Origin of the sequence: Pseudomonas sp. MYb327, from assembly GCF_040438925.1 — a bacterium.
Classification (GTDB): domain Bacteria; phylum Pseudomonadota; class Gammaproteobacteria; order Pseudomonadales; family Pseudomonadaceae; genus Aquipseudomonas.
In genome coordinates this window covers 1,458,974-1,470,340 of sequence record NZ_CP159258.1, presented here as the reverse complement: position 1 = coordinate 1,470,340, position 11,367 = coordinate 1,458,974, and the positions used below count along the sequence as shown (strand labels likewise).

The 11,367-nt window shown below is 60.5% G+C and carries 9 protein-coding genes; 3 read left to right on the top strand and 6 right to left on the bottom strand.

The window, feature by feature from the left end; genetic code table 11:
• Window positions 1-133: 133 nt before the first annotated feature.
• The 4 genes from ABVN21_RS06530 to ABVN21_RS06515 form a co-directional block, all read right to left on the bottom strand.
• On the bottom strand, window positions 134-319 hold the full coding sequence (locus tag ABVN21_RS06530) for a hypothetical protein (RefSeq protein ID WP_353637230.1): 186 nt from the start codon (window positions 317-319) through the stop codon (window positions 134-136).
• A 165-nt stretch (window positions 320-484) separates the two neighbouring features.
• Window positions 485-2,974 carry a TonB-dependent siderophore receptor gene (locus tag ABVN21_RS06525; protein ID WP_339556232.1) on the bottom strand — a complete coding sequence of 830 codons (2,490 nt, stop codon included), beginning with the start codon at window positions 2,972-2,974 and terminating at the stop codon, window positions 485-487.
• Window positions 2,975-3,090: 116 nt separating this feature from the next.
• Window positions 3,091-4,044 (bottom strand): FecR domain-containing protein, encoded by a 954-nt coding sequence (locus ABVN21_RS06520; RefSeq protein ID WP_339556231.1) that lies wholly within the window; start codon window positions 4,042-4,044, stop codon window positions 3,091-3,093.
• Window positions 4,045-4,047: 3 nt separating this feature from the next.
• Entirely contained in the window at window positions 4,048-4,557 is a 510-nt protein-coding gene (locus ABVN21_RS06515) for a sigma-70 family RNA polymerase sigma factor (protein ID WP_339556230.1), read from the bottom strand.
• A 316-nt stretch (window positions 4,558-4,873) separates the two neighbouring features.
• On the opposite strand from ABVN21_RS06515, the gene ABVN21_RS06510 reads away from it, so the two are divergent.
• The 3 genes from ABVN21_RS06510 to ABVN21_RS06500 all read left to right on the top strand — a co-directional run bounded on the left by ABVN21_RS06510 (window position 4,874) and on the right by ABVN21_RS06500 (window position 9,377).
• Window positions 4,874-8,290 carry an Ig-like domain-containing protein gene (locus ABVN21_RS06510; RefSeq protein WP_339556229.1) on the top strand — a complete coding sequence of 1,139 codons (3,417 nt, stop codon included), beginning with the start codon at window positions 4,874-4,876 and terminating at the stop codon, window positions 8,288-8,290.
• Between the two features lie 113 nt (window positions 8,291-8,403).
• Entirely contained in the window at window positions 8,404-8,616 is a 213-nt protein-coding gene (locus tag ABVN21_RS06505) for a hypothetical protein (RefSeq protein WP_339561667.1), read from the top strand.
• Between the two features lie 548 nt (window positions 8,617-9,164).
• On the top strand, window positions 9,165-9,377 hold the full coding sequence (locus ABVN21_RS06500) for a hypothetical protein (RefSeq protein WP_339561668.1): 213 nt from the start codon (window positions 9,165-9,167) through the stop codon (window positions 9,375-9,377).
• Window positions 9,378-9,597: 220 nt separating this feature from the next.
• Here ABVN21_RS06500 and ABVN21_RS06495 read toward each other — a convergent pair whose 3' ends face one another.
• Window positions 9,598-10,662: a DUF2235 domain-containing protein gene (locus ABVN21_RS06495; protein ID WP_339556837.1), complete on the bottom strand. Its 1,065-nt coding sequence runs from the start codon at window positions 10,660-10,662 to the stop codon at window positions 9,598-9,600.
• Between the two features lie 27 nt (window positions 10,663-10,689).
• Window positions 10,690-11,259: a YceI family protein gene (locus ABVN21_RS06490; RefSeq protein ID WP_339556836.1), complete on the bottom strand. Its 570-nt coding sequence runs from the start codon at window positions 11,257-11,259 to the stop codon at window positions 10,690-10,692.
• Window positions 11,260-11,367 lie beyond the last annotated feature (108 nt).

The following is an 11,367-nucleotide window of genomic DNA, read 5'->3' as shown; positions in this document are numbered from 1 at the left end:
CGCTGGTAGTGGGTAAGTTGGCATTGTGCTGACTGTCCTAGCCTCATCGCCGGCAAGCCGGCTCCTACAGGGGAATGCGATCAACTGTAGGAGCCGGCTTGCCGGCGATGGCGTCTGGCGCCGCGCCGCTGAATTACCAGTCGTAAGTCATCTCAACCGAAGCCACTCGCTCCTGGCCGTAATAGCAACCAAACGAGTAGTTGCAGTCCGATATGTACTCACGATCGAAAATGTTCTGCACGTTCACCCGGGCTTGCAAGCCGCGCAGGCTCGGGTGCACCGGAATTCGCGTGCGTGAATACCCGATTACGCTGGACAAGATGCTGGATAAATTGCCGCCGATGATTTGAACGCTGGTGGTGGGTCAGTTGGCATTGTGCTGACTGTCCCGGCCTCATCGCCGGCAAGCCGGCTCCTACAGGGGAATGCGATCAACTGTAGGAGCCGGCTTGCCGGCGATGGCGTCTGGCGTCGCGCCGCTGAATTACCAGTCGTAAGTCATCTCAACCGAAGCCACTCGCTCCTGGCCGTAATAGCAACCAAACGAGTAGTTGCAGTCCGATATGTACTCACGATCGAAAATGTTCTGCACGTTCACCCGGGTTTGCAAGCCGCGCAGGCTCGGGTCCAGTTTGCCCATGTCGTAGCTGACGGTGGCGTCGTAGACGACGTAGGACGGCACGTGGAACGAGTTGGCGGCATCCCCCGGTTTACGCCCGGTGTAGCGGGCACCGGAGCCGAAGGTCAGGCCGTTGAGGTTGGCCTGGGTGAAGTGATAGTCAACCCACACCGAGGCCGATACCGGCGACTGGGCTTCGTTGCGGTTGTCCTCGTTGCCCCAGGTGTCCTTGGTGTAGAACGAGTCCATGTAGCTGGCGGCGGCCATGACGTCGATGTTGTCGAGGCTGGATTTGATTTCCAGTTCGACACCGCGCGAACGCATTTCGCCGCTCTGAGACATGTAGTCCGGATAGTCATCGTCGCCAGTCAGTACGTTCTTCTGCTTGATCTCGTACACCGACGCGGTGATCAGGGTTTTCTCGAACGGCTGGTACTTCACACCCACTTCGTACTGTTGACCCTCGGTTGGCTCGAAGGCCTTGCCACCACGCTCGGGCGCGGCGGTGCCCAGGGTCGGCAGGAAGGACTCGGAGTAGCTGACATAGGGCGCCAGGCCGAAGTCGGTGACGTAGGTCAGGCCCACGCGCCCGGTGAACTTGTTATCGCGCTTGGCTTCGTGGGTCGAGGCCAGCAAATCCTTGTTATCGATTTCCGCCCAGTCCTGGCGACCACCGATGGTCAGGATCCATTTGTCCAGCTTGATCTGGTCCTGCAGATAAACACCGGTCTGGCGCAAGGTGTTATCCCATTGGGTATCGAGTACGGGGGTGACGCTACTGGTGTCGAAGTTGTTCTTGCCGTAGAGATTCACCGGCATCACGTTGTAGGCGTTGTAGCCGTCGTATTTGCGGTTGAAGTGCCGATAATCCACGCCAGCCAGCGTGGTGTGTTCCAGGGCACCGGTGTTGAATTTGTATTCCAGGTTGTTATCGATGGTGTAGGCGATGTTGTGCTGGCGCCAGTCGAGCTTGGTGCGGTAAGCCCGGGTGTAATCAGTCACGCCGGCGTCATCGGTGACGAAACTGCGCAGGTAGAAGCCTTTATAGCGGTCGCGCACGTCGGTGTAACGAGCCGTCGAGCGGTATTTCAGGTCGTCGCTGAGGTTGTGGCTGAAGTCGTAGCCGAAGATGTATTGATCACGTTTGTAATCGTTGAATTTGGTGTCACCGGAGAAAAAGTCGCGGTTGATTTTCTCGCCGTTCGGACCACGGTTGAGCGAGCCGATCCTCGGCAGCGACTGATAATCCGGCACGCCGTCGTCACGCTGGATCTGTGCCAGCAACGTCAGGGACGTGTCGTCAGTGGGTGCCCAGGTCAGGCTCGGCGCCAACAGCATGCGCTCACTTTCGTTGTGCGCGACCATTTCGTTGCCTTTGTCGGCCACACCGATCAGGCGATAACTGAACTGCTTTTGATCGTCGATCGGGCCGCTGGTATCGAAGGCGCCGTTGACCCGATTGTAGCTACCCGCCCCGAGTTTGATCTGGCTGCGCTGCTCGGTGGTCGGGCGCTTGGAGACCATGTTGATCAGGCCACCCGGCTGATTTTGCCCGTACAGCACCGACGACGGGCCCTTGAGCACTTCGATGCGTTCCAGTGTGTAGGGATCGATTTGCGGAGCGCCACCGAGGCTGCCGGCATAGGGGATGTAGGCACCATCCAGGTACAGCGGCGTTGGCGCGAATCCACGGCTGGTGATTTCGTCGGCAATCGAGTTGCGGTCAGTGTAACCACCGGTGTTCACCCCCGGCGTGTAGCGCAATGCCTGGGTCAGGTTGCGTGCGCCCTGAACTTCCACCTGGTCGGCGGTGACCACGTTGATGGTCTGCGGAATTTCCAGGATCGGCGTATCGGTCTTGGTCGCGGTGGCGCTGCGAGTAGCGACATAACCGTCCACCGGGCCGTAGGCCGATTCCACAGCAACTCCGGAAATGCTGGTCGCGCCCAATTGCATGGCCGCGCCGGAGGCAACGATCGGCAACAGCGAATAACTGCCATTGTCGTGGCGAACGGCTTCGAGTTTGCTCCCCGCAAGCAACTGCCGCAGACCGCTGTCTACGCTGTAGCGCCCTCGCAATCCCGCGGTTTGCTGGCCGTTGGCGGCGCTTGGCTCGAATGAAACGGTGACCCCGGCCGTACCGGCGAATTGGGTCAAGGCCGACCCCAAGGGACCAGCCGGTATGTCGAACTCGGTTTCGACATCCGTTTGCGCCCAGGCCGGTTGCGCCGCCATCGTCATGCCCAACGGGACGACCAGCGCCATCCCGAGCAGTACGGCATGCACGGCACGGCTCAAAGGTGTGGCGGATGGCTGGGTGGAAAAAATGCGGTGTTGGGGATTGCGAGGGGTCATGCAGTTTCCTTTCGCCCGTTGGCAGTGAATGGCGGCGCCTGTGTGCGCCTCTAACTACCAAGTCGAACGAGAATCAAAATCAATAACCCCTGCGCACGATTTTTTTCAAAAAACACTTAAACCGGCTCCACGCTCGTCCAGAAACGGCTGAATCGACGAATGCGCACCGGCAAGGTCGAGGTCAGGTTTTCGAGAATCGTGTCGGGGTCGCCGAGATGAAAAGCCCCGGAGATCCGCAGCGCGGCGACCGCCTGATCACAGCCCAAATGGCCGGGGCGATACCGCTGTAATTCCCGGATGAATTCATCCAGGCGCCAGTCGTTGACCACCAGCATGTCGCGGGTCCAGGCATCGGCCTGAGGGTTGGACCGTTGCAAGGGCTCGATGGCGTCCTGGCGAAAACTCACCTGCTGGCCGGCGTCGACGCGCACGGCGGTGGCCGGCACGTTGGCGGAGCGCACCTCGACCGCGTGCTGCTGAACGCTGACCTGCGTCAGGTCCGCTTCGCGCCGCACGACAAACCGGGTGCCCAAGGCGCGGATGCTGCCTTCGGCGGTGTGAACCACAAAGGGCCGCGCACGTTCGTCCCGTGCGGTTTCGATAAAAATCTCCCCCTGGAATAAACGCACCTCACGGAGGTTCTCGCTATAGCGGATATCCACCGCAGTTGCCGTATTCAGCTGCAATTGCGTGCCATCGTCCAAACGCACCCGGCGCCGTTCGCCGGTGCCGCTGCGCTGGTCGGCCATCAGCGTCGGCAGAGGCGTGGTGTTCCAGGCCAGAGTCCCCGCCCCGCCCGCCATCAACAGAATCGACAGGACTTTGAGCACATCGCGTCGTTTGGCGCGGGCGCTGGCCAAAGTCGGGCGAGCGATGCCCGGGACGACCTGTTCGAGTTTGTCTTGCAGCCGCGCCAGGCGTTCCCACGCCTGAAGATGCCGCGGATCGCGCTCCAGCCAGCGGCGATGCGCCTCGCGAGTGGCCTCGCTGGGCACCTCGCCACGCAAGTCGACGTACCAGCGCGCGGCGGCTTCGAGGGTGGCGTGATCCAGCGGTTGGGAACGCGCCACGGATCAGTCCTCGATCAGCAACAGGCAATGCGTCAGGGCGCGCACCGCGTGCTTCTTGACCGTGGTCACCGAGACATCCAGGCGCCGGCCGATCTCGACATAACTGAGGCCATCAAGCTGGGCCATCAGGAAAATCTCCCGGGTGCGCTCGCCCAAACCGTCGAGCAAGCGGTCGATCTCCATCAGGGTTTCGATGATCAGCGAGCGGGCTTCCGGGGAGAACGCCACGGGTTCCGGGAGGTTGGCCAGGGTTTCCAGATAAGCCTGCTCCACTGCCCGGCGGCGGAACATGTCGATCATCAGGCTGCGGGCAATCGTACTCAGGTAAGCGCGAGGCTCGCGCAACTCAACGGTCTTGCGTTGGGTTAACACGCGAATGAAGGTGTCCTGGGCCAGGTCCGCCGCGTTGTGGTGGCAGCCGAGCCGTTTACGCAACCAGCCACACAACCAACTGTGATGGTCTTCGTAAAGCGAATGCACGGCTTGCTGCAGCGAGAGATCGACAGAGGACATGGAGAAAGCTCGACACAAAATTTATTTGATAATGACTCTCATTTTCTTCCAAGCCGACACATTTTGGCAAGACCACCCGCGTTTTGTGAAAGTAACCCAATGAAATAAGGGTATTTTCCCCATTTATGAGGAAATGTCCCCACCCCCAACTGGCACGGCCATGAAACAATCAGAAACAACTTACTAATAAATCACACATTTTATTCCCACTTTTGACATGGCCCGTCTGTTGCACCGGACCTTGCACCGCACTAGCAGTCATTTCCCAATGGGGATGGCGGGTTTCGCCACTTTGGCACGTGTAAGGGGAAACCAAATGAAAAACGCACCACCTACGTTTCGCTTATTACGGGGGTCGACTGTGGCCTCCGCCATACTGATCACCGCCAGCATCGCCACCGTCAGCGCGGCCCCCCTGGACGATGAAAGTCAGCCGCCACCGACCGATCCCTCAGCCTATTACAATCCACCTGCCGATCCGATTGCCGCCGCCGCAGCGCTCGAAGCCTTGAAGACCATGCCCGAGACCAACCAGGGCGCACTGGCCCTGCCCAACGGCGCGTTCGGTGATCGCAACACCCCGCGGGCCGACAACGTGCTGCCGCCGAGTCTGCAGACGTCGTTCAATTACCCTACTAACGGTAAACCCAGCCCCTTGTACGGGGCTCTGCCGTTCACCCAGCAATTGCTGCTCTTCGAAGAATTCGGCACCGAGAAACTCGACCCGACGATTCCGGCACCGCCCCTGACGTTCCCTGTACCCACTGTCGGCCCGGCACCGGCGCAGGACCCCGACAGCGTCGCTCGCAGCGCCCCCTCGGGTTCGGCGCTGGACGCATTCATGCGCCAGCCTGGCTTGTTCCCGTTTCCGTCGCAGTTCTCCAACGTGCTGGACCGCAACCCGTGGAAGGCGCAGATCGAAACCTTCCTCAACCGCCAACCCGTGGGTTCGCCGGCCGAGGGAAGGCCACCGGGAAAAGGCTGGTCGCATCAACGCTGGAACGAGTTCTACCCGCAAGTCGCCTACAAAACCGTGCAGGCGGGCGCGCGGATCAACACCGGCATGCGCGACCGCCGGCAATTGCACAACTACGCCGTCGGTGAATTCGGCCCCGGCGGCCTCTACTACCAGACCTCGGACATCCCGACCACCACGGGCACCACCAAAGGCATCGATACCCGCTTCCACCCCAATTTTCCGCTGCAGAATCACAATGCGTTGTGGACCTTCGACGGCACCTTTCCGGTAAAACTGCTGATGGTCCGCTATGGCCAACCCGTGTTGATGCGTCACTACAATGCCCTGCCGATCGACCCCGCGGCCAATATGGGTTTTGGCCTGCACACCATCAGCACCCACGAACACAACGGCCACTCCCCTGCCGAAAGCGACGGCTATACCAATGCGTTTTTCTTTCCGGGGCAGTACTACGACTATCGCTGGCCGCTGCAGCTGGCCGGCTACGACACCATCAACACCACAGCGCAAGACCCGCGCGCGGCGTTCCCTTGCGCACCGGGCGAGAAGCTGTTCGTCAACGACGCCAGCCCCGGCCTCAAGACTTGCGAAAACGGCACGATCAAGATTCGTGGCGACTGGCGCGAAACCATGAGCACCCACTGGTTCCACGACCACATGCTCGATTTCACCGCGCAGAACGTCTACAAGGGCAACGCGGTGATGATGAACTACTACAGCGCCCTGGACCGCGGCAACGAAGCCATAGAGGATGGCGTCAACTTGCGCCTGCCCAGTGGCAGCGCGTTGCCTTGGGGTAACCGCGACTACGACGTCAACCTGGTCGTCGCGGACAAGGCCTGGGATGCCAATGGCCAGTTGTGGTTCAACCCGTTCAACACCGACGGCTTTCTCGGCGATCAGGTCCTGGTGAACTGGCAGTACGAGCCACGCTTGAAAGTACGCGCGCGCAGCTATCGCTTCCGTATTCTCAACGGCTCGGTGTCGCGCTACTTCCGCATTGCGCTGGTGCGTGAAATCGCTGGCAACGGCGGTGAGTTCCCGGGGCCGTCCGGTTCCGGGGTGTCTTACAGCCGCGTGCCGTTCCACTTGGTCGGCAACGACGGCAACCTCATGGAACACGCCGTGCCGTTCGACGGCAGCATGGACCTGGACGGTGACGGCGATAAGCAGAACCACAACGGCATCCTGCCGACCCAAGGCATCGCCGAGCGCTTCGACATCATCGTCAACTTTGCAAAAAACGGGATCAAGACCGGCGACAAGCTGTACTTCGTCAACTTGATGGAACACAAGACTGGCAAAGGTCCGGAGAAAAACGGCCTGAGCCTGGCCGACGTGCTGTCCGAGAAGTACAAGGCAGTCATCAAGCAGGGCAGCAAAGGCCCGGAATGGGACAAGGGCGACCCGGTGGTCGGCAAGTTCATGCAACTGATCGTGCAGCCTTACACCGGCCAGGATGTGAGCATGAACCCCGCCGATTATGAACCCGCCAAACCAGGCAAACCGGCGGGCAAGACCATGATCCCGCTGACCCTCGATCGCGATAACCCCACCGACCTGGCAAAAATCAAAACGGCCCGGCATCGCGAGTTCATTTTCGGCCGCTCTGACGGCACCGACGAAGCACCGTGGACGATCAAGACCGACGGCGGCTTTGGTTACGACATGGACTCTCGGCGGATCAGTGCGGCAGCGCAATTGTCCACCGGCCCCACCGATGGCGGCTACACCGGCGACGGCACGCTGGAGGTGTGGAAAATCAAGAACGGCGGCAACGGCTGGAACCACCCGGTGCACGTGCACTTCGAAGAAGGCATCATCCTCAGCCGCGACGGCAAGGCGCCGCCGGAATGGGAAAAATGGGCGCGCAAGGACGTGTATCGCATCGGCGAAGGCATCGACAGTTCGGTGGACGTGGAAATGGCAATCCACTTCCGCGAGTTCGCCGGGACCTACATGGAGCATTGCCACAACACCCAGCACGAAGACACGTCAATGCTGTTGCGTTGGGATATCGAGCATCCGGGGCAGTTCCAGTTGATGCCGACACCGTTGCCCGGTTGGGACGGTGTCACTTACGTCAACTCTGCCGCCCTGCCGACCTTCCGTAATCCAGGCAACGGCAGCGGTGACGATGGCGATGACGACAACGAAGGCCAGAACCAAAAACCGGTCGCCAACCCCGACAGCGCCACCAGCAGTAACGGCCAGCCTGTGGCCATCAACGTGTTGGCCAACGACACCGATCCGGACGGCAACCTGCCGCTCAAAGTGGTGGGCCTGGCCCAGCCAGACTCTGGCCAAGGCTCGGTCATCACCGATGGCGTACGCGTGATCTACACGCCACCGACCACGGTGACCGCCCCCTTCACCGCGGCCTTCACCTATCAGGCCAGCGACGCCAAGAATGCGGTCTCGGAACCGGCAGCGGTGTCCGTGGCGGTCACGCCTGCGGCGGTCAACGAAGACCTGGTGGTCACCAGCGCTTCGGTCACCGTGCGCAGCAATAACCGCTACACCTGGGACCTGGCCGGGACCACGTCGAAAGGCACGGGCAATACGCTGGCGGTTACCGTGACGACCACCGCCGGCCCGCTCAACCTCGGCAACGCGATCCTCACGCCGACGGGTACCGGAGCTCGCTGGCGGGTATCGGTCTCCACCACCGGCGCAGGCCCGACACCGAACCCGACGGCCACCGTGCGCTCGACGTTCGGGCAGACCGTGACAGCGCCGATCGTGGCGCACTAAAGAGCTTGGCACCCGGCCCATGCAACGTGGACCGGGCGCTGCCAAAACAGAACTCAACACAGCCGAACTGTAGGAGCTGGCTTGCCAGCGATGGCGGCCGCCAGTTCAGCGCAATGTCCGAAGACCTCATCGCCGGCAAGCCGGCTCCTACAAAGATCGGGTCGCCTATCGAGAACGGCTCAACACAGCCGAACTGTAGGAGCTGGCTTGCCAGCGATGGCGGCCGCCAGTTCAGCGCAATGTCCGAAGGCCTCATCGCCGGCAAGCCGGCGCCTACAAAGATCGGGGTCGCCTATCGAGAACGGCTCAACAAAGCCGAACTGTAGGAGCTGGCTTGCCAGCGATGGCGACCGCACGTCCAGCGCAATGTCCGAAGGCCTCATCGCCGGCAAGCCGGCTCCTACAAAGATCGGGTTCGCCTATCCAGAACGGCTCAACACAGCCGAACTGTAGGAGCTGGCTTGCCAGCGATGGCGACCGCCAGTTCAGCGCAATGTCCGAAGGCCTCATCGCCGGCAAGCCGGCTCCTACAAAGATCGGGGTCGCCTATCCAGAACGGCTCAACACAGCCGAACTGTAGGAGCTGGCTTGCCAGCGATGGCGGCCGCCAGTTCAGTGCAATGTCCGAAGGCCTCATCGCCGGCAAGCCGGCTCCTACAAAGATCGGGGTCGCCTATCGAGAACGGCTCAACAAAGCCGAACTGTAGGAGCTGGCTTGCCAGCGATGGCGACCGCCAGTTCAGCGCAATGTCCGAAGGCCTCATCGCCGGCAAGCCGGCTCCTACAAAGATCGGGGTCGCCTATCCAGAACGGCTCAACACAGCCGAACTGTAGGAGCTGGCTTGCCAGCGATGGCGGCCGCCAGTTCAGTGCAATGTCCGAAGGCCTCATCGCCGGCAAGCCGGCTCCTACAAAGATCGGGTCGCCTATCGAGAACGGCTCAACAAAGCCGAACTGTAGGAGCTGGCTTGCCAGCGATGGCGGCCGCCAGTTCAGCGCAACGTCCGAAGACCTCATCGCCGGCAAGCCGGCTCCTACAAAGATCGGCGTCGCCTATCGAGAACGGCTCAACACAGCCGAACTGTAGGAGCTGGCTTGCCAGCGATGGCGACCGCAAGATCAGCGCAATGTCCGAAGGCCTCATCGCCGGCAAGCCGGCTCCTACAAAGATCGGCGTCGCCTATCGAGAACGGCTCAACACAGCCGAACTGTAGGAGCTGGCTTGCCAGCGATGGCGGCCGAAAGATCAGCGCAATGTCCGAAGGCCTCATCGCCGGCAAGCCGGCTCCTACGGGGGGTTATGTGGTTCAGCTGATTTTGTTCACCGGCACATAGGTGCCGATCAAATGCACATCCACATGATTTTTCGGCCGGTAGTTCCCCGTCGTGGTCACCCGCTGTTGCACGCTGTCATCAATGCATTCCTGGCCATAAGCTGTCTTGCCGATCGTGCGGAAATAGCGTGCGTTCAACAGTCGGTACGTGCCCCCCAGGAAGTCTTGATAGGAGTCGGTGATCTCCGGCAGCGCGTTCGGCGGCCGGGGGATTTTTTTCGGGTTCAGCTCCAGTCCGCATTCCATCGCTTTGTTCGCCATCCAGCGCAACGGTATATCCGACAACGTGTTATCGGCATACCCGCCGCCCACATTGGCGTGCGCGCCGCAGAACCAGACCTGCTCCATGACTTGATTGGGCTTGGCAATCGGGTCCCAAAGCGAGCATTCGTAATTGGCCCGGTGTTCATCGATGGCGACTGCATGGAAAGCATTGCGCACTATCCCGCTGAGCTCGGTGTCATGGAACTGGTAGTACTTATGATTGAACCACTCAGCCGATTTGAACGGCACACCTAACGCGCCCACCGTATCCCAGACACCCAAAAAGTGGATATCAATTTCCCGGGAGTAACTCTGACGGAAGAACTTGGCGTTTTCGGTATCCGCACTTGAATCTCGGGTGCGGTACAAGCTGTAGGCTTCATCGACACGAGCGAGGTGTTTCTTCTGCAGCAGCCCGACATTACGGATCAACCCCACCAGGCTCCGGGCGGAATAGGCGCCACGACTGAAACCGATAATGAAAACCAGATCGCCCTCTTCGTAGCTTTTTGCCAGGGCCACATAGCCTTCCTTGATCCTCTTCGACAGACCGACACCAAAGGCCCCGCCCTCCAGTTTGTCGTACCAGTCGGTGCCCACGCCCGGCACATAGATTTTCTTTTGCGCCGTGCCGTCCTTGTGGGCGGGCAGGATTGCATCGTGAAGCTTGACCACATTAGTGCTGGAGTTGCCGTCTATCTCCGGCGCCTGATCGGGCAAATTCCAGGTGCCATCGAAGGCGACTATGATTTTTTTCGGCATGATGTTCTCCATTCAGGGTTATCACGTCAGGCACGAACGCTAGCGCTGCGGCGCCACCATTCGAAACCGGATACTGATCTCGTTGGACACAACACTGTCCGCCAACTCGCCCTCGCCCATTTTGAAATCGTCACGTTTGAGCGTCAGCTCGCCATCAAAGATGCCAATCGAGTTTTCCGCCTTCAGCAGCACCGGCACCTCGACCTCCCGGGTAAGCCCTCGAAGGGTCAGGTTGCCAGTGATCAGGTAGCGGCTGTTGCCAAGGTCTTTAACCCGCGTCGACTCGAAGGTTCCCTGCGGATAAGTGACCGTGTCGAACCAGGCGGGCTTTTGCAGCTCCTCTTTGGCGTCGCTGCTCTCCAGTTCGATGCTGTCAAGGTCGATGGTCAACTTGGCCTGAGCGGCCTCGGGGTGGTCTGTATCGAAATCGAGGATCCCGACAAATTTGCTAAAGGTGCCATACACCCGCGAGCCCATCTGGTTATAGGTGAAGCTGAGGGTGCTGGCCGTGGCGTTCACGTTTGAGTATTCAGCGGCGTTGGCGCCGGGCACAGCGCCGAACACAAGAACGGCAGCCAATGCAGCACTACGCGAAAATCCAGGGCGCATGGGACTCTCCAGGCCGGGCTTCCTCATGGGCTGAGGGGGCGAACGCAAGCTAGCCGGCAACAGGTGGAATAAAGCAAAGAACCGCCGTTTATTCCACTGACGGCAGCG

What these genes read in the sequence shown, in the direction of transcription:
- ABVN21_RS06510 (WP_339556229.1), top strand. Translation starts at nt 4,874, where the DNA reads ATGAAAAACGCACCACCTACGTTTCGCTTATTACGGGGGTCGACTGTG.
- ABVN21_RS06490 (WP_339556836.1), bottom strand. Translation starts at nt 11,259, where the DNA reads ATGCGCCCTGGATTTTCGCGTAGTGCTGCATTGGCTGCCGTTCTTGTG.
- ABVN21_RS06505 (WP_339561667.1), top strand. Translation starts at nt 8,404, where the DNA reads ATGTCCGAAGACCTCATCGCCGGCAAGCCGGCTCCTACAAAGATCGGG.
- ABVN21_RS06495 (WP_339556837.1), bottom strand. Translation starts at nt 10,662, where the DNA reads ATGGAGAACATCATGCCGAAAAAAATCATAGTCGCCTTCGATGGCACC.
- ABVN21_RS06515 (WP_339556230.1), bottom strand. Translation starts at nt 4,557, where the DNA reads ATGTCCTCTGTCGATCTCTCGCTGCAGCAAGCCGTGCATTCGCTTTAC.
- ABVN21_RS06500 (WP_339561668.1), top strand. Translation starts at nt 9,165, where the DNA reads ATGTCCGAAGGCCTCATCGCCGGCAAGCCGGCTCCTACAAAGATCGGG.
- ABVN21_RS06525 (WP_339556232.1), bottom strand. Translation starts at nt 2,974, where the DNA reads ATGACCCCTCGCAATCCCCAACACCGCATTTTTTCCACCCAGCCATCC.